Genomic DNA, 25,508 nt, shown 5'->3' with positions numbered 1-25,508 from the left:
GCCCATCGGCCTGTGGCTGGCGATGCAACTTATCCCTTCAGGGTTGATGGCCGAAGCCACTGGGCGCTTATCCTCGTCGCGCTTCTCGCACTCGGCTGGGCGCTACGCGAAGCTTTCTCTGGACGCGGCTGCTGCTCGGCGCGGCGACGGCGCTTCTCTACACCGCCTATCTCTGGATATTCGGGATCGATCTGCTTTTTACCTGGGCCTTGCTCGCCCTGCTGCTCAATTTCATCCCGACGATCGGATCCATCATCGCCGGGACACTTCCGGCTCTCTATGCACTGGCGACCAGGGATCCGGGCACCGCACTGGCGGTCGCCGGAGGCCTGCTGGTGATCGAGCAGATCATGGGCAATTATGTCGATCCGCGGCTGATGGGACACCAGCTTGCCCTCTCGCCGGTCGTCGTCCTGACCACGCTGATGGTCTGGGGCTGGATATGGGGGCCGCTTGGCGCATTTCTCGCCACGCCCATCACAGTGTTGATGGCGACGCTCTTCGCGCATAGTCGCCGGATGCGACCGGTCGGGATGCTGCTCGCAGACACCGCCGGACCCAGCTCGCCGGAGCGCTAAATCTTCAAAATCGGTCCTTCGTACATATATGGGGAGCATGACTGATCGTTCTTTCATGATCGACAGGCGCTCGCTCATGCTATCAGGGACCGCGATCGCCGCCACCGCACTGCTCAGCCGATCCACCGCTTTGCCGGGGTTTTCCGCGGATTCTGCGAGAGTCGAGACAGCGGCATCTCCCCTCCCGGCGATGCCAAGATCGTCGCCCACGTCGCTCGATCCAACCCTGTTGCGGAAAGCCCTTGCCGCGCTGGATCGCCACTCCGGGGCGGTCGTACACCGCGATCGTATCGGCATCGTCGATTTCGCGGCTTCCTCTTCGGAACCGCGGCTGCATTTTCTCGACGTTGCCAATGGCGAGCGATCGAGCCTGCTGGTGGCCCATGGCACCGGTTCGGATCCGAGCCATACGGGCTTTCTGCAGCGTTTTTCCAATGATTTCGGTTCCAATGCTTCGAGCGAAGGGGCCTTTCTGACCGGCGACTATTATGTCGGAAAGCATGGCCGGTCGCAGCGGCTCGCGGGGCTCGACCCGACGAACGACAATGCGCGCGAGCGTGCGATTGTCATCCATTCGGCATGGTATGCGAATGCCGGCATGATCGCGGCGCATGGAAAGCTCGGACGCAGCCAGGGCTGTTTCGCGGTGAGCGAGCACGAACTCGACCGCGTTTTCGACTTTCTCGGCGAAGGACGCCTCCTCTACGCTGCGAAGGCCTAAGTCCGCCGCGCGGGAACATGGCTCGCGCGCCTTGCGTTATCTCCTTCGATCGCAAGGAGATTTATGTGCGACAATTTATGATGGCCTGCGCATCGCTGTCTCTGGTTCTCGCCGGATGCGGCAATCCCTCCGCCGACGGAGCGCGTGCGGATGCGGAGGCCGCCAGCAGCATTCGCTGGAATGGCCCGGCTGTCCGGCAGTTGCGCGAGGCCATCGGTCGGCGCGCCGCCCACGGGCTCGATCATCTGCGTTTCGTTGTCGAGGGGCGGCCCGGAAGCGTGGAGGGCGAAAGGGCGCTGACACAAAGCGCGCTGCGCTATGCCGGGGCGGTTGCCCGCGGCGCGACCGATCCCGCCAAATTACAACCACCCTATACGATTCCCCGTCCCGAAGCGGATTTGCGGCCCGGCCTGGCCGCCGCGCTGTCCGAGGGGAAGCTTGGCCGTGGATCGATGGCCTGGCGCCGCAGACCGATCAGTATCGCAAGCTCTCGGAAGCCTATCTCGCGCTTCGCGGTGAAGGCGATAAGCCCGCTGCCATTCCCGACACCAAACCACTGAACCCCGGTGCGACCGATCAGCGTGTCCCCGCTATCGCGGCGCAACTCGCCGCCTCGGGCTATCTCGAGGACGCAGCCAGGGACGGCGATCGCTACACGCCCGCGATGGTCCGCGCCGTGCAGCGCATGCAGGCCGATTACGGCATCGATCCCGACGGGGTGATCAGCGGTGACGCGCTCGAAATCCTCAATCTCTCCGATGCCGATCGGGCCCGCGCGGTCGCGGTTGCGATGGAGCGTCTGCGCTGGCTCGAGCGCGAGCCGCCGGCGACCCGCATCGACGTCAACCTCGCCGCCGCGCGGCTCACCTATTGGCGCGAGGGCAAGGTCGCCGACACGCGGAAGGTGGTCGTGGGAAAACCGGGCGATGAGACGCCGCAGCTCGGGTCGCCCATCTATCGGCTCGTCGCCAATCCGACCTGGACAGTCCCGCGCTCGATCCAGAACGGCGAGATCGCGAAACAGGGGGCGGGCTATCTTCGCCGTAACAATATGGCGTGGAAGGACGGCTGGATCGTGCAGCAGCCCGGACCGCAGAATGCGCTGGGCCTGGTCAAGTTCGACATGAAGAACGACCGTGCGATCTACTTGCATGACACGCCCGCCAAGCCGCTGTTCGACGAGGTGCAGCGGCAACGCAGTCACGGCTGCGTCCGCGTCGAGGACGCGCTCGGCTTTGCGGACATGCTGGCGCGCGACGAAGGCGTTCTCGGCGAATGGCACGCCGCACGCGCGACCGGGAAAGAGACTTTCGTCGCGCTGCCCCGCGAAATCCCCGTCAGGCTCTATTATCAGACCGTGCTGTTCGACGATGCGGGCGAACCCGTCATCCGGGCCGATCCCTATGGCTGGAATGACGCGGTCGCAAAAAGTCTCGGCTTCCCCGAACGTCAGGGCTACAGATTGCGCGCGTCCGGCGCCGATATCGGGCCTTGAAATCGCAACGTCAAAGAGCGGCCCGGGAACGGCGAAGAACAGCTCCGGACGATTAGGCGACGCTGACTCGAAGCTGCCGCTGGCGCACCGTCTGCTTTGGCCGTCTCGCTTTTCCAGTCGAATTGTGGCCGGCTTTCGCTGCTTTTACCTCGAAAGCTGTCAGGCGGCTGGCGGCCAATAACGGTGATCCGCGAATGCCGGCTCACGCCAATTTGTCTCACCCCGCCTAGCAGTTGTCTTTAACTCCATCAGCGCATTCTGCGGCGGATTCGACGTCTTTTCCTGCGCCTTCAACTGTGTTGCAAGCAGACAGGATCAATATCGAGCCGCTAATTGCGAAAATTGTCAGAAGCTTTTTCATTCTCTCTCTCTCTCTCCGGCGGCGAGGGCGAACAACCCTCCATTTGAGTTTCAATATTTTAACAACTGCTGTTCGCAACGATCGTTGCGTTGCATCGGCGCCACGCTGGCCGAAGCGTTCAAAATGATCGTTAGGCTGGGGAGAATGAAAAGCTGCGTGGTCGGCGTGTGTCGTCCCAAATGGAAGGAACGGCCGATCCTTATCGTCAAATATGCCCGAATGCTCGTTGAACGAAGCGACTGTCCGGCCATGGCTTGAGCCCCGGCCCGTCAAATAGTGGCTCCCCGGGCCGGTCATTCGCGGGTGAAGCGGTCCCGGTTTCAGCCGCCATCACGCAATCCGGCGTCCTCGTGGTCGGGATTCTCCGAGGTGCCCCGTTCCTTCACGAACCCGTGCATGCCGAACCACCATTGCAAGGCGATGATCGCGCCTTTCGCGGGCTGGAGAAGGCCGATCATCAGTATCAGCATCGACGACACGATGATCGCGGCCAAGGCGGCCAGTGACAGTGCTGTCTCCTGAACGAGCGCGATGATGATCGGCGCCATGATATGCCCGGTCAGCAGGATCGACACATAGGCCGGGAAATCGTCGGCCTGCTGATGCGTCCAGTCCTGCCGGCAACGGGGGCAAGTCGCGACCGGTTTGAGGAAGCGATGAAAGAGCTTCGCATCGTTGCAACGCGGGCATCGGCCTCGCGCGCCGCGGGCCATCGCCTCCCAACCGGAGGATGGAAGCGCAAAGTCTTCGCCTTCCGGATCCTGATCGTTCGGCGGGGGAATCTTCCCGGTGATGGGGCGGTCGAATGGCGACACCATGAAATCCGGCATCAGCCGCGTTCTCCGAGGAAAATCTGCGAACTATAATGCTGGCGGACACCCGTCACGGTTGATCGATTGCTTGGCATGATCGATATATACAGTATTAGATGATGGTGTTAAGATTGATAAATGATGTATCAAACATCGAGGAGCTGATATGATCACCTCACAGCAGATGCGGGCCGCGCGCGCCCTTCTTGGGATCGATCAGCGTCAACTCGCCGAACTGGCGGGCCTTTCTCTTCCCACGATCCAGCGGATGGAAGCATCCAATGGCCAGGTTCGCGGTGTCGTCGATACGCTGGTGAAAGTGATCGGAGCGCTCGAAAGCAACGGCATCGAACTGCTTGGCGAATATTCTTCGAGCACCGGGCAGGGGCGTGGCGTGCGGCTGCGCGAAGCGGCCCTCGCCGATCCCGCGCGGCCCGGGCGCGGGCTTCTTTCCGCCAAATTTCCGAGCCGGCCCGAAATTCGGTGAAACCCGATACCTATACGCCGAAGCTGCTGACGGTCTTTCGCGAGGGTTATTCCGCCGCCACCTTCCGCGCCGACGCGATCGCCGGCCTGACCGTCGCGATCGTCGCCTTGCCGCTCGCGATGGCGCTTGGAATCGCCAGCGGCGCCTCGCCGGACAAGGGACTGATCACGGCGGTCGTCGCGGGCTTCCTGATCTCGACGCTCGGCGGATCGCGCGTTCAGGTCGGCGGGCCGACCGGCGCTTTCGTGGTCGTGATCTTCAATGTGATCGCGAACCATGGTTATGACGGACTGCTCGTCGCTACGCTGCTCGCGGGTCTGATTCTGATCTTCGCCGGCGTGTTGCGCTTCGGCCAGATGATCAAATATATCCCGCATCCGGTGGTGACTGGCTTTACCGCCGGAATCGCGGTGATCATCGCCTCGAGCCAGGTGAAGGACTTCCTCGGGCTTGCGATCGACAAGGTGCCCACCGACTTCATCCCCAAATGGCAGACCTATCTCGGCGCGCTGCCAAGTGCGAGCTGGGCGACCATCGGTGTCGGCGCGAGCGCTCTCGCGATCATCGTCGCGCTTCGCAAGTTTGCGCCGCGCTTGCCCGGCTTCCTGATCGCGGTGGTGGCGAGCTCGCTTGCCGTGGCGCTGCTGGGCCTCCCGGTCGACACGATCGGCTCGCGCTTTCCCGGCATAGCAGCGGGGCTTCCGATGCCGTCGCTTCCCGATATCTCGCTCGCGAAGATCAATGCGGTTCTGCCTTCGGCGTTCACCATCGCCTTTCTCGCGGGGATCGAGGCGCTGCTATCCGCGGTCGTCGCCGACGGCATGGCGGGCACGCGGCACCGCTCGAACCAGGAACTCATCGGGCAGGGTGTCGCCAATATCGGCTCGGCGCTCTTCGGCGGGCTCCCCGCCACAGGAGCGATCGCCCGCACCGCGACCAACATCCGCTCGGGCGCGAAGACCCCCGTTGCGGGCATGATGCACGCGGCCTTCCTGCTGCTCTTCATCTTCTTCGGCACCGACTTGATGGCCTATGTGCCGATGGCGGCACTCGCGGCGATCCTCTTCATGGTCGCCTGGGGCATGAGCGAATATCAGCGCTTCCTCGCGCTCCTGCGGATGCCGAACAGCGACCGCGCGGTGCTGCTGCTCACTTTCGGGCTGACGGTGCTCGTCGACCTGACGGTCGCGATAGGCGTCGGCGTGACGCTCGCTTCGCTGCTGTTCATGGCGCGCATGGCCGAGACGGTCGAAGTGGACGGTAGCGGCAGGCGCGATCCCGATCTCGATGCCGAGGATCTCGACCAGCGCGACGATCTGCCGCCGGGTGTCGAGGTGTTCCGGATCGCCGGGCCCTTCTTCTTCGGGGTCGCGGGCGAACTTCTCGATACGCTACGCCGGTTGGGACAATCGCCGCGCGTCATCATCCTGCGCTTGCGGCTTATGCCGCTGCTCGATGCGAGCGGGGCGCAGGCGCTCGAGGAATTTGTCGAGCAGGCGCGGCTGGCCGGGGCCGAGGTCATCCTGTCCGGCGTGCAGCCGCAGCCCCGTTCGATGCTCGATCGCATCGGGCTTGGCGAAACCTCGACGAAGGTCTCGCATGCGGCCGATTATGCGCACGCGCAGTCGCTCGCCGCCGAGCTACTCGAAAGGAAGTGAATGCAGTGCCCGCCTCGCACCCTCGAAACCGGACACGTCGGTGCGACCGACCGGCCGTCCAACCCCAATGGAGCATGAAATGACCAACGATAATGATTATGTTTATGACGAGGAGAGCGGCGAGTGGATGCCGGCCGCCGAACTCGCCGCCCGAAAAGCTGCCGCCGGCCAGATCGAGGTGCGCGATGCGGTAGGCAACATCCTTCAGGACGGCGATCAGGTGGTTCTGGTCAAGGACCTCGACGTCAAAGGCGCCGGCAAGACGCTCAAGGTCGGGACCGTCATCAAGTCCATCCGGCTGACCGGCGATCCGCAGGAAATCGACTGCCGGCATGAGGCGATCAAGGGTCTTGTCCTGCGAGCCGAGTTCGTGCGCAAGCGCTGAATCTTCGCCGCCGCCGGCCTTCCTGCGCGGGCTTACATGATGCGATGGCGATGGCGATGACGGTCTTGGTCGAGCGGCACAGGCTGCATGTCCTTTTCCTTCCGCGATAATTCCAGCTCAAGTCAGGCAGCTTAATCGGATGCATCGGTCAAAACGGATCGACCTCGCAAAACGGGGTAGAATATGAGTGCTGCCAGCAGCGTGCCGCTGCAGACGACGAGCGAATAAGCGGCCGCCGGTCCGATCGGCAGCGACCCGATGAGTGCGGTGCCGAGCGCGGCGCACGCCATCTGCAGGAAGCCGAGCAAAGCCGACGCGATGCCCGCCCGGTCGCCGAACGGTTCGAGCGCTATCGCGGTCGCGACCGGGTTGACGAGGCCCATTCCGGCCAGAAACAGGGTGACCGCCGACATGAACTGGATCTGCGTCGGTGCGCCTCCCTGAGCGACCAACCAGAGGCCGCCGGTGAGGGCGATCAGGATGCCGGCCATGCCCACCCGCGGCGCGTCCCAGCGCCTGGCAAGCCGGGCCGTGATCAGCCCGCTGCCAAAGACGACCGCGACGGTCGCCGCGAAAAAGAGACTGAGGTCCGCCGCACTGAATCCCAGGCCTGTCATCAGGATGGGAGGGGCCGCCGCGAAGAAGCTGTAGAGGCAGCCGATCACCAAGCTGACGGCCAGAGCGGGGCGGATGAAGCGCGGGTCGCAGGCGAGTTCGGCGTAAGTCCGGGCGATCAAAGCCGGCTGGGCTGATCGCCGCTGGCTGGCGGGTAATGTTTCGCCGGCGCTTACACAGTAGCAGATGGCAACCAGCGCGCCCGCGCCCGCAACGAGCACGAAGATGCTGCGCCAGCCGAGCAGCAGCGTCATGCCCGTGCCGAGCGCGGGCGAGAAACCGGGCGCCGCCGCCATCGCGATCATCACCAGCGCCAGCGCGCGCGTGAGTTCGGGTCCATGGTACAGGTCGCGCGCGATGGCGCGGGCGAGTACCGAGGCCGCGCAGGCGCCAAGTGCCTGAATGGCCCGGCCCGTAATCAGAACCGGCAAGGATGGGGCAAGAGCGCATACGATGCTGCCGGCAACGAAGATCGCAAGGCCGCCGATGACGAAAGGCGCGCGGCCGACGGAGTCCGCCATAGGGCCAACGATCAACTGGCCGAGCGCAAAGACGATGAAGAAGCTCGACAGCGTCCAGGCAAGCTCGTGCGGCAGGGCGCCGAACTCGCGGGCCATATCGGGAAACGCGGGAAGCATGATGTTCGTGGCGAGCGCGCCGAGCGCCGCCAGGCTCGCCAGCAGCACCAGGCGGCCTGCTGTCAGAGCGCCGCCTCCCTGAAGCGGAGCGGTGCTTTCGCTCTCGGCCGATAGCGTCACGCCTGCGCGGCTTCTTGCGCTTTTCGAGATGCGTCGGCGACCGCGATCACAACCTTGCCGCGCGCGCGTCCCGATGCCACTCGTGTCATCGCAGCCGGGGTTTCGGCGAATGAAAATTCGCTGTCGATGATGGGGCGTATCACTCCCGCATCGATCAGCTTCGCGATCTCGGCCAGCTGTCCGCCGTCGGCGTGCATGAACAGGAAGCTGTATTCGACGCCGTGTTTGCGGGCCTTGCGCCGGATCTTGAAGCTGAGGAGGCGCATCAGCAGCCGGACGATGGCGTTGGCGCCGATACTGCGTGCGAAGGCAATGTCGGGCGGGCCTGAAATCGAGATGAGCTTGCCGCCGGGCTTCAGGACCGCGAGCGACTTTTCGAGGACATCCGGTCCCAGCGTGTTGAGAACCACGTCGTAGCCGCTGAGCGTCTCGGAGAAATCCTCCTTGCGATAGTCGATGGCGACATCGGCCCCGAGGCTCTTCACCAGCGCGATATTGTCGGTGCCCGCGGTCGTTGCCACGCTGGCGCGGAGATGTCTCGCGAGCTGGATTGCAACCGTTCCGACCCCGCCCGAGCCGGCATGGACCAGAAGTTTCTGGCCCGGCCCAAGCTTCGCGCGCTCGATCAGGACCTGCCACGCGGTCAGCGCCACGAGCGGCAGTGCGGCCGCCTCGGCCATGGTCAGGCTTGGCGGTTTGAGCGCGAGATCGGCTTCATCGATCGCGATCCGCTCGGCAAAGGTGCCGATGCGGTCCTTGTTCGGGCAGGCAAAGACCTCGTCACCGATCTGGAACCGGTCGGCGCCCGGGCCGAGGGCAACCACCGTGCCGGCAAGGTCGCTGCCGAGGATGAAGGGCATCCTGTGCGGAAGGACCGCCTTGAACTCGCCCTCGCATAGCTTGACATCGATCGGATTGACGCTCGCGGCGGCGATCGCCACCACGACCTGACCGGGTCCCGCCACCGGATCGGGCACATCCCGCAGCGACGGTTCGCCCTTGTAGGCGTCGATGGCGAAGGCCTTCATCTCATGCTCCCTCAACAGGATTGGCCGGACGAGGGGCGGGCGGCGGCGCATCGAAGACGAGCAAGGTCGATGTCGCTGTGGCACAGAGCCGCCCCTCGCCATCGTGAAGCGTCGCCTCCGAAAAGCCGACCCGGTTGCCCAGCGATATGACGCGGCCGACCGCGCGAACCGTCCCGCTATTCTCCGTCAGCGCCCGGAGATAGGAGATTTTCAACTCAAGCGTCGTGTGGCCGCGATCGGGGCCGAGCTGCGAGGCGACGGCAACGCCGCAGGCGCTGTCGAGCAGCGTCGCGGCATAGCCGCCATGGACCGCGCCGAGCGGATTATAGACGCTGCGATCGGGACGTCCTTCGAACACGGCCTTGCCGCGCTCGACCTCGACAAGCGCGAAGCCGAGCGTTGCTCCCATCGGCGGTTGGGAACCGCTTTCCAGCCAGGCGTGCAGCTGCGCCAGGCCATCGCGGTCATCGGCAGCGTCCATCCTGCTCACCAGGGCTCGTGGAAGGGGCGGACCTCGGCGAGGAACGACCAGGCATCGCGCGGTTGGTGCGCCAGATGGAAGACCTCGCCGGCGATCGAGGCGGGCGAAATGAAGAAATCGTCGGGGGCATCGGGCAGGCGCTCGCGCTGCCACGGCACGTCGATCACCGCGTCGATGATCAGATAGGCGACATGCACGCCCTTGGGGCCGAGGTCGCGTGCGAGCGATTCGGCAAGGATGCGCTGCGCGGCCTTGGTCGGTGCGAAGCCTGCGAAGGCGGCGCGCCCGCGCTGCGCCGAGGTATTGCCGGTGACGATCAGTGCGCCTTCGCCAGCGGCGATCATCGCGGGGGCGGTCAGGCGCGCGAGGTGGAAAAGCGTCATCGTGTTGATTTCGAAATTGCGCTGAAGAACCTCGGCATCGATTTGCGAAAAGGTTCCGAAGGCACCGCCGACGGCGTTGTGCACCACGACCTTCGGCGCGCCGACGCTGTCGATTGCCTGCTTGAGCGCATCGGCATCGCTGACGTCGCAGGGAAGGGCGATCGTATCGGGGATCTCCTTTGCAAGCGCCGCGAGCCGGTCGGCATCGCGCGCCAGCATCGCGACGCGATAGCCGCCTTCGGCGAACCGCCGGACCACGGAAGCGCCGGTTCCGGGGCCGACTCCGGTGACGAGGGCGAGGGGCTTGCTATCGGTCATGCCGCTTTCTCCAGGCGTACGAGTTCTTCGCGCACGAAATCGAGCCGGTCGTTGCCGAAGAACAAAGTGTCGCCGACGAAGACCGAGGGCGATCCGAACACGCCGCGTTCGGCCGCTTCCTCGGTATTGGCGTCGAGCTGTGCGACCACGTCGGGTGAGTCGATACGTGACGCGATTGGGGCGGCGTCGATACCAGCGGCGGTGGTTGCCTCGAGGATGTCATCGATCGTCGCGAGCGTCTTGCCCTCGCTCCAGGAGGCGCGGTACAGCGCCAGCGTGATCGAATCCGCCTCGGCGGGCGAGGCCGCGGCAAGCACGGCGCGCGAACAGGCATCGCCGTCATTGTCGCGCATGTTCGAGGGGTTGAGCGTAATGCCATAGCGCGCCGCCCAGCGCCCGAGGTCGGCGCGCGCATAGCGGCCCTTGGCCGCGCAGGTGATGGTGGTCGGGACATTGCCCACCTTTTCCATCACCGTCAGGATCTTCATCGGCCGCAAGCGGATCGCCACGTCCATGTCGCGTAGCTGGGTGAAGGCCAGATAGCCGTACGGACTGCGAAAGTCATAAAACAGCTCAATGTCCTGCGTCATTGTTTTGCTCCTGTGCTGGGTTCGAGAAGGCGCCGCACCATGTCGTCGGCGCCGGGGCCGGGGCGAAGCTGGACGCGATCGGCGGGGACCGGCTGGCCCGTTTCCGCATCGACCAGCGCCAGAACAAGCGGATGCCCGCTGTCGCGATCGACCATTTCCATCGTCGGCTGGCCATATCCGGTGGCGTCCCAGCGATCACCCCATTCGCGCAGTGCCACGCTGACTTTCCAAAGGTCGCGGCCCTTCGGCGTCAGGCGATATTCGTCGCGCGGGGGCCGCTCCTGATAGCGCACGCGCTCGACGAGCCCCGCGGCCGTCAGATGCTTGAGGCGCGCGGCGAGCGTCGCGGCGGGAATGCCCGTGCTCGCGCGGAATTCGTCGTAGCGGCTGAGCCCCAGCGACAGGTCGCGGATCAGCAGCAGCGCCCAGCGATCTCCGATCAATTCGAGCGCACCCGCAATCGAGCAGCGCATTCCAGCGAAGGATTTTGGCTTCATGGGTTTGGCGTTCCTAGTAACTTCAATTATTGAAGTATATAGGCAATGCAAGATTTGCAAGTGGATTCGTGCCGCGCGGTTCAGGCACGAAAATCTCGAAGTGATCGATATGGCCGGCGGGCATGCCGCCATTCCAAGGATATGCCGACTCGCTTTATCGCGACCGGATGGTTGCGATGAGCTGGCAAAATGCCTGCGGAAAGGCCGGAGACGGGATAAATTTTATCATTGATAAAGAAATTGAGATGACGTATTTCCCGTTCTGGGAGAAGGATCATGTCAACGCGGATGCGCAACATGAACGAGCGACGCGACCGTATCCTCGATGCGGCGCGATCGATCATTGCGGAAAACGGTTTTGACGCGCTGACCACGCGCGGCCTGGCACAGGTCGCGGGCGTTTCCGCTCCCACGCTCTACAATCTCATCGGCGGTAAGGACGATATCATTCGTGCTCTTGCCAAGGCCGGCGCGGAGCATGTCCAGCAGCGGCTCTCGCTGCTGGAATTCGACTCCTGTCTCGAATGGATCGAAGCGATCGCCGACGAAGCGGTCGACATGGTCGAGGGCGACGAGACCTACCACCGCGCGCTCAGTTTCTGCCAGGATCGCATTGCCGGTGGCTATGGGCTCCGGGGAGACGTCGGCTCGCATCCAGCGCTGGGCGAAGCCGCCATGACGATCGCGCTCCCGGCCTGTGAAGCGGCCCGCGCCCAAGGCCTGCTGCGCGGCAATGTCAGTACCCGCGACATCACAGAACAGATGTTTTACGCCTATCTCGGGCCGACGCGAGAGTGGGCTTTCGGCACCATCAGCCTTGCGATGTCACGTTATCGGATCAAGCGAGGCTTCATCCTGGCCTTTGCCGCCGACGCCAGCGATTCCTTCCGGAAAGACCTCCTCGACCGGCTTGCTGCCCTCGGCCGAGACGCTGCCGAAAGATGTGCCGCATGAACGATCCGGTGAAGGCAAAAGAGACGCGCGGCCTGCTACGGTTTCTGGATTTCATGCCGCTGATATTCGCATTCGGTTTTCTCGTCCCCGTCATCGCGCAGGGGATCGAAAGCCTGGGTTGGGTGCGGCCCCTCGGGACCTCGCCCTTGGTTATTGCGCTCCTTGTCGGCGGCGGCTGGGGGCTCGTTGCGCAGCTCAGGGGACGTTGGATATGACCGCTCCGCCTATCGATGTCAGCACCCTGTCGAAAACCGAGTTGATGAAGCTGGAGCGGGACATCGCGCGCCGTCACAGCGGGCAATTTCCGTGGGAAATCCTGCTGTGGGCATTTGGCAACATGGCATGCTGGCTATGCCTCTGGCCATTGGTGATCCTGGGCTATCTGCCGCTCTGGGCCGCATTCCCTGTCGCGACGGTCACCATCATGCTGGTCTATCTGCCGACGCACGAGGCGCAGCACGACATCATCGCGCGGCCGGGCACCAAGTGGCGCTGGCTCAACGAACTGGTCGGCCATGCCACCTCCTGGATGATCGTCAGTCCTTTCGCGGTGCTGCGGTACACGCATCTCGAGCATCACAAGCACGCCAACGACCCCGCGCTCGATCCCGATCACACGACCCATGCCGACAGCGCCTGGCATGCCGTCTGCAAGATCATTCGCGAAAGTCAGCCGGACGGTCAACGCGGCCGGGACTATGCGGCCTGCCTCGCACGGGGCAACCGCAAGGATCTGATGCTGCAGAGCATCGCGTTCAAGATGGCATATTTCGTCATCCTGTTCGCGCTCGCCTGGTCGGGCCTTGCGCTGGAGGCGTTCTTCCTCTGGTGGCTGCCGCTGCAGATCGGACTGGTCTACGTCGCGTTATATCTGTCGTGGGCGCCGCACCACCCGGCGAAGGAAACCGGCCGTTACCGCGACACGCGGAGTTTCCGCTCGCGATTGGGAAATATCGGGTCGATGGGGATGCAATTCCACATCGTCCATCATCTTCATCCCTATATTCCGCTGACCCGGACGCCCGCCGCCTATTGGGAGATGCGCCCGATCCTGGAGGCGCGCGGCTGCAATATCCACGAACTTTGACCGGATAGTCGTTTCTCGAATGCAGACCGCCGAACCTTCGTCAATGGGCCTGCCGGTGTGCGGTTATCTGTTCCCTGTCATCGCGACAGGAGAGTGACATCGGCCGCCAATCGGGAGACGCGTTCTTCAACGGCGGCCAGTGCCGCGCTGTGGCGTTTCTGCAACTGATCGAGTTGTTCGAGCCGGACCGCGGTATCGGTGCCCTCGTCATTCTCCATGGCATAAGCGAATAGCTCGAATTTGCGCCACGCGCGGCGAAGCATGTTTCGGGGCTTCATCGTGCCAGTCTCCTTCCTAAAATGTTGCGAATCCAGTCGATCATCCGCGCGATTTGCACATGCAGACGTCCACCCTTGGGACTCGCTGTGGGAGGTTTGTTCGCTCGGTCATCCGCGCTGATCCGATACCAGAGCGAATAGAGCGCCGGCAGGAAGACGAGGGTCAGGATCGTGCCGACGAGTGTGCCGCCGATAAGGGTAAAGGCCATCGATCCCCAGAACACCGAGCTGGTGAGCGGCACGAACGCGAGAACGGCAGCGAGCGCGGTCAGCACGACCGGGCGAGACCGCTGGACGGTGGCCTCGACGACCGCGTTGAAGGGGGAGAGGCCGAGCTTCTGATTATCCTGTATCTGCCCGATCAGGATCAGCGTGTTGCGCATCAGGATGCCGGCGAGCGCGATCAAGCCGAGGATGGCGTTGAACCCGAACGGCTGGCCAGTGACGAGCAATGTCGGCACGACCCCGACCAGCCCGAGCGGGGCGGTGAGCAGCACGATCGCCATCGCCGAAAACTGCCGAACCTGCAGGATGATGACGACCATCATGAGGAGCATCATGATCGGGAAGATCGGAGCGAGCGCCTTATTGGCCTTGCCCGCTTCCTCGATCGAGCCCGCCATGTCGATGCGGTAGCCGGACGGCAGCGTGTCGATGACCGGCTGGAGCTTCGCGTACATCGCTTGCGATACGTCGGGGGGCTGCAATCCATCGGCGATATCGCCGCGCACGGTGATCGTCGGAACGCGGTCGCGGCGATGCAGGATCGGCTCGTCCATCCGGACCTCGAGCTTGCCGACCTGGGCGAGCGATACGCGCTCGCCGTTCGCGCCCGCGAGGGTGAAATCGGCGACGCGGGCGGGGTCGAGGCGCGCGGACCCCTGCGAGCGGGCGACGACCTCGACGCCGCGAATATCCTCGCGGACTTCCGAGACGGCGACCCCAGAGAGCAGAAACTGCAACTGTTCACCGACATCGGCGGAGGTGAGGCCGAGGGCGCGGAGCCGGTCCTGGTCGAGCCTCAGATGTAGCACGGGGACGCGCTCGCCCCAGTCTGAGTTGACCGTGCGCATCATCGGGTCCCCGGCGAGGAATTCCTTGACCTGGTCGGCGATCGCGCGGAGCTTCGCCGCGTCGGGGCCAGCGACGCGGAACGCGACCGGGTAGGGCGAGTAGGGGCCGAACACCAGCTGCGCCGCACGGACCCGCGCGGCGGGCGCGAGCCCCTCGGCGACGGCGCCGCGCAGGCGGACCTTCAGGGCATCGCGCTCGTCTTCCGACCCGGTGCGCACGACGATTTTCGCGAAGGACGGATCGGGAAGTTCGGGTGACAGCGACATGAAGATGCGCGGCGCCCCCTGGCCGACATAGGCGGTGATGACTTTCGCTTCGGGCTGCTTGCGCAGCCATGCCTCGACCGTTTTCGTCGTCGCGTCGGTCCGCTCGATCGCGGTGCCCTTGGGCATCTGGATTTCGACCAGAACCTCGGGCCGGTCGGAGGCGGGGAAGAACTGTTTTTTCACGAATATCATGCCGACGCCCGCGACGAGGAAAGCCGCCAGCGTCGCGGCGGTCACCAGCCGGTTGCGCTCGACCGCCCAGCGGACGATCGAGCGGGCCTTCTGGTAGCGCGGGGTCTGGTAGATCGCGTCATGCCCGCCCTCGACCTTCTTGATCGCAGGCAGGAGCTTGACGCCCATATAGGGCGTGAACGCGACTGCAACGATCCAGGATGCGATAAGCGCGAAGCCTACAACCCAGAAGATATTCCCGGCATATTCGCCGGCGGTCGACCGCGCGAACCCCACGGGCATCAGTCCGATAACCGTCACCAGCGTGCCCGCGAGCATCGGCGCCGCGGTGTGGCTCCATGCATAGGCCGACGCCTTGATCCGGTCGTACCCCTCTTCCATCCGCACCACCATGATTTCGATGGCAATGATCGCGTCGTCGACGAGCAGCCCCAGCGCGAGGATCAGCGACCCCAGCGTAATCCGATCTAGGACACGATCGGTCGCCCACATGATGACGAGCACGATCGCGAGAGTGAGCGGAACGGCCGCCGCGACGACGATGCCGACACGCCATCCGAGCGCGATCAGGCTGACCACCATCACGATCGCCAGTGCCTCGAGAAAGGTTTTCATGAACTGGTCGACCGCCGAGGCGATGTTCACCGCCTGGTCGGTGACTGGGGTCAGCGACATGCCGAGCGGCAGCTCGGAGGAAATGCTCGCGACTTCTTTCCTGAGCGATTTGCCGAGATCGAGCCCGTTCCAGCCTTCGCGCATGATCACGCCGAGCAGGAGCGCCGGCTCGCCCTCGCTCCGGATCAGGAAGGTCGCGGGATCCTCATAGCCGCGGCGCACCGCCGCGACGTCGGAGAGGCGGAATGTCCGGCCTTGCGCCACGATGGGAAGGCTGCCGATCTTTTCGAGATCGTCGAACGCGCCGTCGATCCGGACCTGGACTTGCGGTCCATTCGCCTCGATCGCGCCCGCCGGCGTGATCATATTCTGCTGCGCGAGCGCCGCGAAAATGGCGCGCGGCGCGATGCCGAGCGTCGCCAGCCGCTCGGGCGAAAATTCGACATAGATGCGCTCGGGCTGCTCGCCGACGATATTGACCTTTTTGACGCCCGGGACATGGAGCAGCCGCTGGCGAAGCTGTTCGGCTTCGCGCGCGAGGTGACGTTGCGGTTCGCCCTTCGCCTTCAGCGCATAGAGCGCGAAAGTGACGTCGCTATATTCGTCGTTCACGAACGGGCCCGCGACCCCGCGCGGCAATCGAGGCGCCTCGTCGGCGATCTTCTTGCGCGCCTGATAGAATTCGGACTGGACGATGGCGGGCGGGGCATTGTCGCGCAGCGTCAACGTCGTGAAGGCGAGGCCGGGGCGCGTGAAGGTCTCGCTGCGGTCGTACCAGCGCAGCTCCTGCAGCCTTTTCTCGAGCGGCTCGGCCACCTGATCCTGCATCTCCTGCGCCGTCGCGCCGGGCCAAGCCGTCACGACGGTCATGATCTTGATCGTGAAGGCGGGATCCTCGGCGCGTCCAAGCTTCAGGAAAGCAACGGTTCCGGCGAGGATGATCGCGATGATGAAGAAAAGGGTGATCGATTGCTCGCGCACCGCGAGGGCGGAGAGGTTGAAGCGGCTCTCGGGCTCGGGCGCGTCGGTCACCGGGCGGCTCCTGCCTGGATGCGCACGGGCTGGCCCTCGCGAAGCAGGTGAACACCGAGCGCCGCGAAGCGTTCGCCGGAGCGAACACCGCCCGCAAGCGTGGCCGCCTCGTCACCGAGCGCTGCGATCTTGACCGGCCGGAAGCGAACCTTGCCGCCTTGCACGATCCACACGCCGGGACCGCGGCCGCGATCGTCGATCGCCGCGAGCGGAACCGAAATGCGGCCGGTTTGGTCCGCGGTTCCAAGGCGGATCGTGACCGTCGATCCGAGCGGTGCGCTGGCCGGCGCGCCCGCCAGCGTGAATTTCGCGGCGAATGTGCGCGTCGCCGGGTCGGCGGCCGCGCTGAGCTCGCGCAGGCTCGCGGTTCCGCGGAGGCCACTATAGGTCGCCGCCTGCGCGAGGGTGCCCAGCGCGGGGCGCAGCGTTTCGGGAAGCTGGACGACGGCCTCGCGCGGGCCCGACCGCGCCAGCCGGATGACGGTCTGTCCCGCGGCGACCACCTGGCCGGGTTCGCCCAGCGTCTCGGCGACGACCCCGTCGGCATCGGCGACGAGCAGCGTGTAGCCGGCGTCGTTGCGCCGGACGCGCAACTGCGCCTCGGCCGAGGCGAGGTCGGCGCGCGCGGCGCGCGCCGCTGCCTTCGCCTGGTCGTAAGCCGAGGCCGACACCGCGCCCGCACCGACAAGATCGCGGTAGCGCGTCTCGTCGGCGCTTGTCTGGATCGCGCGGGCGCGCGCGGCGTCGACCGTCCCGGCGGCGGCGTCCGCCGCGAGCCGGTAGTCGGCGGGATCGATGCGCATCAGCGGCTGGCCGCGGCGGACCGATTGGCCCGCATCGACGAGCCGTGCAGTGATCTTGCCGTCGATACGAAAACCGAGGTCGCTCTGGACGCGTGCGCCGACCACGCCCGAGAACTCCCGCTCGCCCGCGCCCGCGGCGCCAGCTTCTGCGGTGCGTACCAGCGGCGGTTTGGCGCGCGGATCGTCCGGCGCCTCGCCGCAGCCGGCCAGCATGGATGCGATGATCAAAGCACCCGACCACCGCGCGCAAATCTGTCTCGACACACAAATTCTCCCTGAAAGGTCGAATCTACATGTCAATAAGTGACCATATTGTCAACTAGTCACTTACCTAGGGCGCGAGACTTCGCAGGACGAGGCTCGTGACCTCGATCTGCGCATCGGGCAAAAGGTCGAGGCTGCGCTCGAGGCAGACGGGATCGGTGAAGGGCAGAAAGGCGTAGTAAATCGACCGGCAGGTCTCGTCGAGCGGCGTCTTCCGCTCGAATTCGCCGCTCTCGCGCCCGTGGCGGACAATCTCCTCGATCAACAGGCGAAGCCGCTCGCTATAGGCGCGTGCCGGGGGCCATTTCTCGGTCGAGGCATTGGCTGCGATCTCGTAGATTCGCCGATCCTGGAAGAAGAGTTCGACGCCGACCGCGGTCACCGTCTTGGCGAAACGCCGCAGCTTATCGGTCGCGTCCTGTCCTTCGTCCACGGCTTCGCGGACGCGTTCGTAAAGCCCGTCGAGACAGTTGCCGCAGATCGCCTCGCCGATCGCCTGCTTCGATTCGAAGAAGCGGTAGATATAAGCTTTCGAGAAGCCGATCTGACGCGCAAGGTCTGACACGGTCGTCTTGGCATAGCCATAATGGGCGAAATGTTCGTTCGCCGCGGCGATGATTTGTTCGCGCACGACATGGTCGGCCGGCCCGCGGGCAGGCGTGCTGTTGCTGGATGGGTCGATACTCATAGGATTCCTATAGCCATGTTGAGCGGGGTTGACAAATTGTAACCAATGTCGTCATTAGTCACATACTGCTCCAGCTGAATGGTGAGGCGCGATCATGCGAAAGTCTTTCCTTTATCTCATAGCCGCGTTGCTTTCGGGTTGCGCCGTCGGGCCGGCCTATGTCGCGCCTGCGATCGAGGCGCCGCCGGCCTTTCTTGGCAGCGCTGCGCTCGAGGGCGGCGCGGGCGGCGCCGTGCACGTCGATCTGGTCAACTGGTGGCGATCGTTCGATGATCCGCTGCTGGCGCGCCTTGTCGAGCGGGCGCTCGTGCAAAATCTCGATCTTCAGCAAGCCGGTGCCCGCGTCAGCCAGGCGCGTGCTGGACTTCGCGGTGCGAACGCTGCGCTGCTGCCGAGCGGACAGATCAGCGGATCGGCGGCCGAAACATACCAGTCCCTCGAATCTCCGCAGGGCCGGATTGCAAGCGCCTTGCCCGGTTTCGAGCGCGAGGCGCAGGCCTATGACCTCGGCGTCGGCACGAGCTGGGAGATCGACTTGTTCGGCGGCAAGGATGCGGCGCGCGACGCCGCGCGCGCCGACTGGCAAGCCTCGGCCGCCGCCGCGGTCGCCGCGCGGCTCAGCGTTGCGGCGCAGACGGCAGATACTTACATTGCCATTCGCGGGCTCCAGGCGCGGATCGAGGTCGCGCGCGAACGGCAGGCGGTTCAAAAGCAGCTCGTCGATCTCGTCGATCTGCAGTTTCGCAAAGGCGTGGCGGCGCAATATCAGTTGCGACAGGCCGAAGGCGCGCTGGCGCAGGTAGCGGCGACTGTTCCGGAGCTCGAAGAGCAGCGCGACAAGGCGATGAACGCGCTCGACATTCTGCTGGGCTTGCAGCCCGGCGCGACGCGCGGCGAGCTTGCTGTCGCGGCGCCGATACCGTCGCCCCCGGCGTTATCGAGTGCCGGCGGCCCCGCAGCGATGATCCGGCGGCGACCCGACATCATCGCGGCCGAACGGACGCTGGCGGCCGCCAACGCGCGGATCGGCGCCGCGATGGCCGAATATTATCCGAAATTTTCGCTGAGCGGGCTTTTGGGCACCGCGACAATGGGCGTGGGCGGCATGTTCGGGGGCGATTCGGTTCAGGCGAGCGGCGTATTGGGCTTAAGATGGCGCCTGTTCGATTTTGGCCGCGTCGATGCCGAGATTTCCGCGGCCGAGGGCCGGAATGCCGAGGCGCTGGCGGTTTATCGCCTGACGGTGCTCCGCGCGTCGGAGGACGTCGAAAACGGCCTGTCGAGCCTGATCAAGCAGCGCTCGCGCGGCGACTTGCTGGCGGCAGCCGAAAAGGCACAGGCGGCGGCGCGGCAATCCTCCTTTGCGGGCTATAAGGGCGGCGTCTCCAACCTGCTCGACGTGCTCGACGCCGACCGGCGCCTTCTTGAGGTGCGCGATGCGCGGATACAGGCGCGCGCATCGACCGCGCGCGCGGCGGTCGCCTCTTTTCGTGCTCTGGGCGGCGGATGGGAGGCCGGGATCTCGTCATATTAGCAGATGGATTTTTTGGGGCGGCTCCTATGACAAGTTGGGTCAACCGATCGGAAGCAATGTCCGCGGTTGGCGCCTATGCAAACGCTCTGCAACCTGTAGTTTAAACATGGGTCATTGATCGCTTCCGGCCGTAGCAGCTCGATCAGTCCAAACGTCCGCTTCTCTACAGTTTTGGCTTAAAGTGGCCCGGCCACATCGGCCAATCGTCGCTGCGGAGCGGCTGTCTTGGCCGCTAAACGTTCCGGTAGCCGATCTTTGAAGTGAACCGGCTGGAGCGTCACGCCCAACATGCTAAGGGCATCCTATGCTTCACATGCACGGCCGCAGCGGCACCGTCCAAATCGATGGTGTCAAATATGACTGGGAACTCCTTAGCGAGCCCCAACTGTCTTCTTCCGAAGGCTGGAAGGGCATGACGGTCGCCTTGCGCCAGAGAGATATGCCACGCGAAGCCGTGCTGGAATTTCCGACGCCAAAGCGCCTGTTGAGAGGATTGCCGAAAGGGCGTTCGCACATCAACGACGCGATAGCCTCGCGAGGGGTGCGAGCGGCATTGTCGGCAGGATGGGACCCGGCTTCTCGCGGCAAGCCGACGGTCTTCATGGTTGATGCCAACGGCGACTAAGCGCAATCGTCTGGGCACTGGCATCCAGCGCGAAAACCGTGTTTTAAATTCAGCGTGACCAAATTTGTTTACAAGCTGAAGCGCGGCAATCCCCCCTTTACGAGAAGGGACGATGAGGGTTTATTTTAATCGCCCAACCAATCGGTTGTGATCTCTCCCCTATGCCCCTCCGGCGCCAGCGCGGCGCGCAAGGCTTCCAGCAGCGGTGGCAGCGCCTGCGTGAAGGCGTAGGGCGGGTTGACGATAAAAAGGCCCGCGCCGTTATAGATGTCGGGCTGATCGCTATCGTACAACCAATGCTCCACCACCAGAAACTTCAGGATGCCGAGCTTACGTAGCTGCGCCTTCCACCGCACATGTGTGGCGCGGTCTTTCAGCGGATACCATACCACCGTCACGCCATGCGCCCATTTGCGGTGCGCGGCTGCGAGGGTGGCGGTGATACGTGCGCGTTCATCGGTCTGCTCGTACGGCGGGTCGACCACCACCACGCCGCGCGCGGTGCGGGGCGGCAGCATCGCCAGCCAAAGCTCGTAGGCGTCGCGCCGATGCACGGCGGCGGATGTACCGCGCATCGCGCCGCGCAGGGCATAAGCGTCTTCGGGATGCTTCTCGTTCAGGATCAGAAAATCCTGCGGACGCAGAAGCTGCGCCAGAAATAGCGGCGATCCGGGGTAGAAGCGAGGCTCGGCCCCGGCATTCACCGCCTGTACGGCGGCGCGGTAGTCGTCCAGCAAGGGGTTCGGGTCGGCGAAGGCCCGCAGCACGCCCTGTGCGGCCTCGCCGGTGCGTTGGGCCTCCTCGCCGCCAAGGTCGTACAGCCCGCAACCGGCATGGGTGTCGATCAGGGTCAGCGCGCCCGGTTTTTGCTGCAAGGCCCGAACGAGGGCGATCAGCAGGCTGTGCTTGACGACATCGGCACTGTTGCCGGCATGGAAGGAATGGCGATAATTCATTTTGGAATCGATAATCTTATCAGGTTGTTAGGATCAAAGACCGCCAAGGGAACGGTTTGCGTGCCATCTGGCATTTTTATGGAAAATTGGCCCAAAACACCGTCAGAAACACCGTCAAATTGCATCGCTATGAATCTGGCATTCGATGCGAAAGATATAAATTCAATGAGTTACAACCCGTCGATGATGCAGAATGCATAATATGGTACGATAAATAAATATCTGTAAAACAACGATAATTATTGAAAATTCGCTGTTTCTTTATTCCCATTCGATCGTGCCTGGCGGTTTCGACGTATAGTCGTACACCACGCGGTTGATGCCCTGCACCTCGTTGATGATGCGCGTCGCGCAGCGGCTGAGGAAGCTCGCGTCGAAGGGGTAGATGTCGGCGGTCATGCCGTCGGTCGAGGTCACGGCGCGGAGCGCGCAGACATGGTCATAGGTGCGCCCGTCGCCCATCACGCCGACGGTCTTGACGGGCAGCAGCACCGCGAAGGCCTGCCAGATCGCGTCGTACAGCCCGGCGCCCCGGATTTCATCGAGATAGACCGCGTCGGCCTTGCGCAATATGTCGCAGCGTTCCTTCGACACTTCGCCCGGAATGCGGATCGCGAGGCCGGGGCCGGGGAAGGGGTGGCGGCCGACGAAGACGTCGGGAAGGCCGAGTTCCTTGCCGAGCAGCCTTACCTCATCCTTGAACAGCTCGCGCAAGGGCTCGACGAGCTTCATGTTCATCCGCTCGGGCAGGCCGCCGACATTGTGGTGACTCTTGATCGTCACGCTCGGCCCGCCGGTGAAGGACACGCTCTCGATGACGTCGGGGTAGAGCGTGCCCTGCGCGAGGAAATCGGCCCCGCCGATCTTCTTCGCTTCTTCCTCGAAGACATTGATGAATTCGGCGCCGATGAACTTGCGCTTCTTTTCGGGATCGGTGACCCCCGCGAGGCCGCGCATGAAGCGTTCTTCGGCATCCACTACGACGAGCGGGATATTATAATGGTCGCGGAACAGGCGTTCGACCTGCTCGCGCTCGTTCATGCGGAGCAGGCCGTGGTCGACAAAGACGCACGTCAGCTGCTCGCCGATCGCCTCGTGGATCAGTACCGCGGCTACCGCGCTGTCGACGCCGCCCGACAGGCCGCAGAGCACGCGCTGGTCGCCGACAGCCTCGCGGATTTCGGCGATCTTCGTTGCCCGGAACTCGGCCATCGTCCAGTCGCCCGAGCAGCCGCAGACGTGGCGGACGAAATTGGCGATCAGCTTCGCGCCGTCGGGCGTGTGGACGACCTCGGGGTGGAACTGGGTGCCATAATAGCGGCGCTCGTCGTCGGCGATCAGCGCGAAGGGCGCGCCGTCGCTGATCGCGACGATGCGGAAGCCGGGGGCGAATTTGGTCACGCGGTCGCCGTGACTCATCCACACCTGATGCCGCTCGCCGACGTCCCACAGGCCGTCGAACAGCACGCAGGGTTCGGTGACGGTCAGAAAGGCGCGGCCGAATTCGCCGTCGCGCTCGCCATCGGCGCCGCCGGGTTCGACCTGTCCGCCAAGCTGCTGGGTCATCACCTGCTGGCCGTAGCAGATGCCGAGGATGGGGAGGCCGCTGTCGAAGACCGATTGCGGCGCGCGCGGGCTGCCCTTCGCGGGGACCGATGCGGGCGAGCCCGACAGGATCACGCCCTTCGGCTGCATCCGTTCGAGCGCGGCCTCGGCGGCGTTGAACGGGACGATCTCGCTATACACGCCGGCCTCGCGGACGCGGCGGGCGATGAGCTGGGTCACCTGGCTGCCGAAATCGACGATCAGGATGGATTCGGGCGGAGCGGAGGAGTCTGGAGTCGGCATGGGTGGCCGATAAGGGCGAAGGCCCATGCTGTCCAGCGGTCGATATGGACCATCCATCGAACCGGCATGGCTTCGACACATTGTTGCGACAATTGCGACATAGATGAACGCCGAACAAAGACAGGTCAGCGGGCGTTAAGCGCTGTCCTGCCAAGAAAAAACGAAGACAGAGAAGAAACAAGGGCTCCTCCCCATGAATAATATCCGCCTGACCATTTCAGCACGCGCCGCGCTGCTCGCCGCGGGCGCCTCGTTCGCGCTGCCCGCGGTGGCCCAGGCGCCAATCGGCCCGCCGGCCGCCGCGGCGGTCGCCGAGCAGCCGGCCGAGGCCGCGCCCGCCGCGCCCGAAACGGTGGAGGATGCCTATGACGATTACAGCGAGGACGAGATCGTCGTCACTGCACCACGTCTGGCGGGGCAGCTCGACACCGACATCAAGGCCGAGGCCGAACTCGATGAAGCGGCGATCGCGAGCTATGGCGTGTCGAACGTCTCCGAACTGCTCGACGCGCTCGCGCCGCAGACGCGTTCGGGGCGCGGTCGCGGCGGCGGGCGGCCGATCATCCTTGTCAACGGGCGCCGCATCGGCGGCTTCGGCGAAGTGCGCAACCTGCCCCCCGAAGCGATCGCCAAGGTCGAGGTGTTCCCCGAAGAGGTCGCGCTGCAATATGGCTATTCGGCCGACGAACGCGTCGTCAACATGGTGCTCAAGCCCAATTTCCGTCAGATCGCGATCGAGGGCGAGGGCGGCATCCCCACCCAGGGCGGCCGGTTCCAGAGCGAACTCCAGCCAAGCTTCCTCGCGATCGGCAAAAACGGCCGGCTGAACGTCAACGCGGGCTGGGAGCACAAGTCGATGCTGCTCGAAAGCGAGCGGAATCTCGATTATGGTGAAGATGTGGACCAGGCGACCGAAGCGCCCGCGCGCAGCCTGCTTGGCGCGTCCGACGAGTATTCGATCGATGCGACGATCCAGCGCAGTCTGAACAAGACGACCGACGCGTCGGTCAATGTGCGCTTCGATCAGACCGACACAATGTCGCTGCTTGGTCCCGGCCTCGACGGCGTCGGCGACCCGCTCGAACGCGACAGCCGCGCGCGCAACCTGACCACGACCGCCAGCGTCAATGGCATGCTCGGCGACTGGCGCTGGTCGGTGTCGGGGAACTATGCCGATGCCGATCAGCTCACTTTCACCAATCGCGTGATCACGCCCCTCGGCGGCGGCGACCGCTTCGAAACCACCGACCGTTTCGACAGCAGCCAGCAGACGTTCGGCGCCAATGCCAATCTGTCGGGCACGGTGACCGATGGCTGGGCGGGTCCGATCCGCCTTTCGATGACGGGCAGCTATTCAGGTCTGCGTTTCGACAGCCGTTCGGACCGCTTGGGCGACGTCGTCACGACCGACCTCGCGCGCGACCTGCCGGGCGTTTTCGGATCACTGACGGTCCCGCTTCTCGATCCCGAATATGACGTCGGCAACATCGGCCGCGTCTCGCTGACACTGAGCGGTCAGGTTCAAAACCCCAGCGATTTCGAAGCGCTCAAAAGCTGGGGCGCGAATCTCAACTGGGGGGTCACCGACAATCTGTCGCTGATTGCGAGCTTCAACAATGACGAGGCCGCGCCCGGTATCCAGCAGCTGGGCGCTGCGCCGCTGACGACCGATGGCGTGACCTATTACGATCTCAAGACCGGGCAAACGGTCCAGATCAGCACGACGACGGGCGGCAATCCTTTCCTGCTCGCCGAGCAGCGCCGCGACCTGAAACTGGGGCTCAACTGGTCGCCGCCGATGATCGAGGGGCTGAACGTCTCGGTCAATTACAACAGCAACAAAAGCTATGACACGGCGAACAGCTTCCCGCTGCTGACCCCCGAGATCGAGGCGGCCTTCCCCGACCGTGTCACGCGCGATGCGAACGGCGTTTTGCTCGCGCTCGGCCAGCGGCCGGTCAATTTCGACCGGTCCGAAAATTCGCAGATCCGCTGGGGCCTCAATTTCGGCAAGAGCTTTGGTCAGCAGGAACCGCGCGGCCCCGGCGCGGGTCGTTCCGGCGGCGGGCGTCCCGAAGGTGCGGGCGCGCGCGAAGGCGGCGGACCGGGCGCCGGTGAGGGGCGT

Annotated in this window: 27 protein-coding genes; 13 read left to right on the top strand and 14 right to left on the bottom strand. The window is 64.4% G+C overall.

The annotated features are described in order from the left end of the window. Positions 1-59 precede the first annotated feature (59 nt). The 4 genes from VJ811_RS08780 to VJ811_RS08765 all read left to right on the top strand — a co-directional run bounded on the left by VJ811_RS08780 (position 60) and on the right by VJ811_RS08765 (position 2,794). A complete protein-coding gene (locus tag VJ811_RS08780) occupies positions 60-578 on the top strand; it encodes an AI-2E family transporter (protein WP_324071925.1) in 519 nt (172 codons plus the stop codon). A gap of 76 nt (positions 579-654) precedes the next feature. Beyond that, on the top strand, positions 655-1,299 hold the full coding sequence (locus VJ811_RS08775; protein ID WP_324071924.1) for a murein L,D-transpeptidase catalytic domain family protein: 645 nt from the start codon (positions 655-657) through the stop codon (positions 1,297-1,299). Positions 1,300-1,364: 65 nt separating this feature from the next. After that, on the top strand, positions 1,365-1,859 hold the full coding sequence (locus VJ811_RS08770; protein ID WP_324071923.1) for a hypothetical protein: 495 nt from the start codon (positions 1,365-1,367) through the stop codon (positions 1,857-1,859). After that, positions 1,748-2,794 (top strand): L,D-transpeptidase family protein, encoded by a 1,047-nt coding sequence (locus tag VJ811_RS08765; RefSeq protein ID WP_324071922.1) that lies wholly within the window; start codon positions 1,748-1,750, stop codon positions 2,792-2,794. The genes VJ811_RS08770 and VJ811_RS08765 overlap by 112 nt, the downstream gene beginning before the upstream one ends. A gap of 226 nt (positions 2,795-3,020) precedes the next feature. Here VJ811_RS08765 and VJ811_RS08760 read toward each other — a convergent pair whose 3' ends face one another. After that, complete coding sequence (locus VJ811_RS08760; RefSeq protein WP_324071888.1) at positions 3,021-3,428, bottom strand: hypothetical protein; 408 nt, start codon at positions 3,426-3,428, stop codon at positions 3,021-3,023. Between the two features lie 47 nt (positions 3,429-3,475). Then, positions 3,476-3,985 carry a DUF983 domain-containing protein gene (locus VJ811_RS08755; RefSeq protein ID WP_324071887.1) on the bottom strand — a complete coding sequence of 170 codons (510 nt, stop codon included), beginning with the start codon at positions 3,983-3,985 and terminating at the stop codon, positions 3,476-3,478. A gap of 148 nt (positions 3,986-4,133) precedes the next feature. Between VJ811_RS08755 and VJ811_RS08750 the strand changes: the two genes are divergently transcribed. The 3 genes from VJ811_RS08750 to VJ811_RS08740 all read left to right on the top strand — a co-directional run bounded on the left by VJ811_RS08750 (position 4,134) and on the right by VJ811_RS08740 (position 6,497). Next, a complete protein-coding gene (locus tag VJ811_RS08750; RefSeq protein WP_324071886.1) occupies positions 4,134-4,454 on the top strand; it encodes a helix-turn-helix transcriptional regulator in 321 nt (106 codons plus the stop codon). Then, a complete protein-coding gene (locus VJ811_RS08745) occupies positions 4,451-6,112 on the top strand; it encodes a SulP family inorganic anion transporter (RefSeq protein WP_324071885.1) in 1,662 nt (553 codons plus the stop codon). Before VJ811_RS08750 ends, VJ811_RS08745 begins: the two co-directional genes overlap by 4 nt. Before the next feature lie 79 nt (positions 6,113-6,191). Beyond that, positions 6,192-6,497 (top strand): alkylphosphonate utilization protein, encoded by a 306-nt coding sequence (locus tag VJ811_RS08740; protein ID WP_324071884.1) that lies wholly within the window; start codon positions 6,192-6,194, stop codon positions 6,495-6,497. A 131-nt stretch (positions 6,498-6,628) separates the two neighbouring features. On the opposite strand, the gene VJ811_RS08735 is transcribed toward VJ811_RS08740, so the two are convergent. The 6 genes from VJ811_RS08735 to VJ811_RS08710 are packed head-to-tail and all read right to left on the bottom strand — an operon-like array spanning position 6,629 to position 11,143. Continuing rightward, positions 6,629-7,870, bottom strand: a complete 1,242-nt coding sequence (locus tag VJ811_RS08735) for a multidrug effflux MFS transporter (RefSeq protein ID WP_324071883.1) — start codon at positions 7,868-7,870, stop codon at positions 6,629-6,631. After that, on the bottom strand, positions 7,867-8,898 hold the full coding sequence (locus tag VJ811_RS08730; RefSeq protein WP_324071882.1) for an NADP-dependent oxidoreductase: 1,032 nt from the start codon (positions 8,896-8,898) through the stop codon (positions 7,867-7,869). The genes VJ811_RS08735 and VJ811_RS08730 overlap by 4 nt, the downstream gene beginning before the upstream one ends. A gap of 1 nt (position 8,899) precedes the next feature. Next, the gene (locus VJ811_RS08725) at positions 8,900-9,379 is read right to left on the bottom strand and encodes a PaaI family thioesterase (RefSeq protein ID WP_324071921.1); all 480 of its coding nucleotides are present in this window, start codon (positions 9,377-9,379) and stop codon (positions 8,900-8,902) included. A 5-nt stretch (positions 9,380-9,384) separates the two neighbouring features. Then, entirely contained in the window at positions 9,385-10,080 is a 696-nt protein-coding gene (locus VJ811_RS08720) for an SDR family NAD(P)-dependent oxidoreductase (protein ID WP_324071881.1), read from the bottom strand. Next, a complete protein-coding gene (locus tag VJ811_RS08715; RefSeq protein ID WP_324071880.1) occupies positions 10,077-10,670 on the bottom strand; it encodes a 2-hydroxychromene-2-carboxylate isomerase in 594 nt (197 codons plus the stop codon). The genes VJ811_RS08720 and VJ811_RS08715 overlap by 4 nt, the downstream gene beginning before the upstream one ends. Further along, complete coding sequence (locus VJ811_RS08710) at positions 10,667-11,143, bottom strand: helix-turn-helix domain-containing protein (RefSeq protein ID WP_324071879.1); 477 nt, start codon at positions 11,141-11,143, stop codon at positions 10,667-10,669. Before VJ811_RS08710 ends, VJ811_RS08715 begins: the two co-directional genes overlap by 4 nt. Before the next feature lie 300 nt (positions 11,144-11,443). Between VJ811_RS08710 and VJ811_RS08705 the strand changes: the two genes are divergently transcribed. Genes VJ811_RS08705 through VJ811_RS08695 form a run of 3 tightly spaced genes read left to right on the top strand, consistent with a single transcriptional unit; the run spans position 11,444 to position 13,208 of the window. After that, on the top strand, positions 11,444-12,121 hold the full coding sequence (locus VJ811_RS08705) for a TetR/AcrR family transcriptional regulator (protein ID WP_324071878.1): 678 nt from the start codon (positions 11,444-11,446) through the stop codon (positions 12,119-12,121). Further along, on the top strand, positions 12,118-12,336 hold the full coding sequence (locus tag VJ811_RS08700; RefSeq protein ID WP_324071877.1) for a hypothetical protein: 219 nt from the start codon (positions 12,118-12,120) through the stop codon (positions 12,334-12,336). The genes VJ811_RS08705 and VJ811_RS08700 overlap by 4 nt, the downstream gene beginning before the upstream one ends. Continuing rightward, positions 12,333-13,208: a fatty acid desaturase gene (locus VJ811_RS08695; RefSeq protein WP_324071876.1), complete on the top strand. Its 876-nt coding sequence runs from the start codon at positions 12,333-12,335 to the stop codon at positions 13,206-13,208. Before VJ811_RS08700 ends, VJ811_RS08695 begins: the two co-directional genes overlap by 4 nt. A 77-nt stretch (positions 13,209-13,285) precedes the next feature. Here VJ811_RS08695 and VJ811_RS08690 read toward each other — a convergent pair whose 3' ends face one another. The 4 genes from VJ811_RS08690 to VJ811_RS08675 all read right to left on the bottom strand — a co-directional run bounded on the left by VJ811_RS08690 (position 13,286) and on the right by VJ811_RS08675 (position 18,420). Beyond that, positions 13,286-13,486, bottom strand: a complete 201-nt coding sequence (locus VJ811_RS08690; protein WP_324071875.1) for a hypothetical protein — start codon at positions 13,484-13,486, stop codon at positions 13,286-13,288. After that, a complete protein-coding gene (locus VJ811_RS08685) occupies positions 13,483-16,665 on the bottom strand; it encodes an efflux RND transporter permease subunit (protein WP_324071874.1) in 3,183 nt (1,060 codons plus the stop codon). The genes VJ811_RS08690 and VJ811_RS08685 overlap by 4 nt, the downstream gene beginning before the upstream one ends. Further along, complete coding sequence (locus tag VJ811_RS08680) at positions 16,662-17,681, bottom strand: efflux RND transporter periplasmic adaptor subunit (protein ID WP_324071873.1); 1,020 nt, start codon at positions 17,679-17,681, stop codon at positions 16,662-16,664. The genes VJ811_RS08685 and VJ811_RS08680 overlap by 4 nt, the downstream gene beginning before the upstream one ends. Positions 17,682-17,799: 118 nt before the next feature. Next, positions 17,800-18,420 carry a TetR/AcrR family transcriptional regulator gene (locus VJ811_RS08675; RefSeq protein ID WP_324071872.1) on the bottom strand — a complete coding sequence of 207 codons (621 nt, stop codon included), beginning with the start codon at positions 18,418-18,420 and terminating at the stop codon, positions 17,800-17,802. Positions 18,421-18,514: 94 nt separating this feature from the next. Between VJ811_RS08675 and VJ811_RS08670 the strand changes: the two genes are divergently transcribed. Then, the gene (locus VJ811_RS08670) at positions 18,515-19,954 is read left to right on the top strand and encodes an efflux transporter outer membrane subunit (protein WP_324071871.1); all 1,440 of its coding nucleotides are present in this window, start codon (positions 18,515-18,517) and stop codon (positions 19,952-19,954) included. A gap of 304 nt (positions 19,955-20,258) precedes the next feature. Then, positions 20,259-20,579 (top strand): hypothetical protein, encoded by a 321-nt coding sequence (locus tag VJ811_RS08665; RefSeq protein ID WP_324071870.1) that lies wholly within the window; start codon positions 20,259-20,261, stop codon positions 20,577-20,579. A gap of 125 nt (positions 20,580-20,704) precedes the next feature. Here VJ811_RS08665 and VJ811_RS08660 read toward each other — a convergent pair whose 3' ends face one another. Continuing rightward, complete coding sequence (locus tag VJ811_RS08660; RefSeq protein WP_324071869.1) at positions 20,705-21,535, bottom strand: 23S rRNA (adenine(2030)-N(6))-methyltransferase RlmJ; 831 nt, start codon at positions 21,533-21,535, stop codon at positions 20,705-20,707. Positions 21,536-21,796: 261 nt separating this feature from the next. Beyond that, positions 21,797-23,383 carry a glutamine-hydrolyzing GMP synthase gene (gene guaA / locus VJ811_RS08655; RefSeq protein ID WP_324071868.1) on the bottom strand — a complete coding sequence of 529 codons (1,587 nt, stop codon included), beginning with the start codon at positions 23,381-23,383 and terminating at the stop codon, positions 21,797-21,799. 193 nt (positions 23,384-23,576) lie between these two features. Here guaA and VJ811_RS08650 point away from each other — a divergent pair. Next, positions 23,577-25,508, top strand: a 1,932-nt coding sequence (locus VJ811_RS08650; RefSeq protein ID WP_324071866.1) for an ABC transporter ATP-binding protein, incomplete at its 3' end; no start/stop codon positions are given.

This window comes from Sphingopyxis sp. (assembly GCF_035250425.1).
GTDB lineage: Bacteria > Pseudomonadota > Alphaproteobacteria > Sphingomonadales > Sphingomonadaceae > Sphingopyxis.
The sequence above is the reverse complement of the archived record's forward strand: the minus strand, read 5'-3'. Positions and strand labels throughout refer to the sequence as shown.

Excerpts from the sequence above, each read along its gene's own strand:
- VJ811_RS08775 (WP_324071924.1), top strand. The coding sequence starts at position 655 with ATGCTATCAGGGACCGCGATCGCCGCCACCGCACTGCTCAGCCGATCC.
- VJ811_RS08755 (WP_324071887.1), bottom strand. The coding sequence starts at position 3,985 with ATGCCGGATTTCATGGTGTCGCCATTCGACCGCCCCATCACCGGGAAG.
- VJ811_RS08750 (WP_324071886.1), top strand. The coding sequence starts at position 4,134 with ATGATCACCTCACAGCAGATGCGGGCCGCGCGCGCCCTTCTTGGGATC.
- VJ811_RS08740 (WP_324071884.1), top strand. The coding sequence starts at position 6,192 with ATGACCAACGATAATGATTATGTTTATGACGAGGAGAGCGGCGAGTGG.
- VJ811_RS08730 (WP_324071882.1), bottom strand. The coding sequence starts at position 8,898 with ATGAAGGCCTTCGCCATCGACGCCTACAAGGGCGAACCGTCGCTGCGG.
- VJ811_RS08725 (WP_324071921.1), bottom strand. The coding sequence starts at position 9,379 with ATGGACGCTGCCGATGACCGCGATGGCCTGGCGCAGCTGCACGCCTGG.
- VJ811_RS08720 (WP_324071881.1), bottom strand. The coding sequence starts at position 10,080 with ATGACCGATAGCAAGCCCCTCGCCCTCGTCACCGGAGTCGGCCCCGGA.
- VJ811_RS08715 (WP_324071880.1), bottom strand. The coding sequence starts at position 10,670 with ATGACGCAGGACATTGAGCTGTTTTATGACTTTCGCAGTCCGTACGGC.
- VJ811_RS08710 (WP_324071879.1), bottom strand. The coding sequence starts at position 11,143 with ATGCGCTGCTCGATTGCGGGTGCGCTCGAATTGATCGGAGATCGCTGG.
- VJ811_RS08705 (WP_324071878.1), top strand. The coding sequence starts at position 11,444 with ATGTCAACGCGGATGCGCAACATGAACGAGCGACGCGACCGTATCCTC.
- VJ811_RS08700 (WP_324071877.1), top strand. The coding sequence starts at position 12,118 with ATGAACGATCCGGTGAAGGCAAAAGAGACGCGCGGCCTGCTACGGTTT.
- VJ811_RS08695 (WP_324071876.1), top strand. The coding sequence starts at position 12,333 with ATGACCGCTCCGCCTATCGATGTCAGCACCCTGTCGAAAACCGAGTTG.
- VJ811_RS08690 (WP_324071875.1), bottom strand. The coding sequence starts at position 13,486 with ATGAAGCCCCGAAACATGCTTCGCCGCGCGTGGCGCAAATTCGAGCTA.
- VJ811_RS08680 (WP_324071873.1), bottom strand. The coding sequence starts at position 17,681 with ATGCTGGCCGGCTGCGGCGAGGCGCCGGACGATCCGCGCGCCAAACCG.
- VJ811_RS08675 (WP_324071872.1), bottom strand. The coding sequence starts at position 18,420 with ATGAGTATCGACCCATCCAGCAACAGCACGCCTGCCCGCGGGCCGGCC.
- VJ811_RS08670 (WP_324071871.1), top strand. The coding sequence starts at position 18,515 with ATGCGAAAGTCTTTCCTTTATCTCATAGCCGCGTTGCTTTCGGGTTGC.
- VJ811_RS08665 (WP_324071870.1), top strand. The coding sequence starts at position 20,259 with ATGCTTCACATGCACGGCCGCAGCGGCACCGTCCAAATCGATGGTGTC.
- VJ811_RS08660 (WP_324071869.1), bottom strand. The coding sequence starts at position 21,535 with ATGAATTATCGCCATTCCTTCCATGCCGGCAACAGTGCCGATGTCGTC.
- guaA (WP_324071868.1), bottom strand. The coding sequence starts at position 23,383 with ATGCCGACTCCAGACTCCTCCGCTCCGCCCGAATCCATCCTGATCGTC.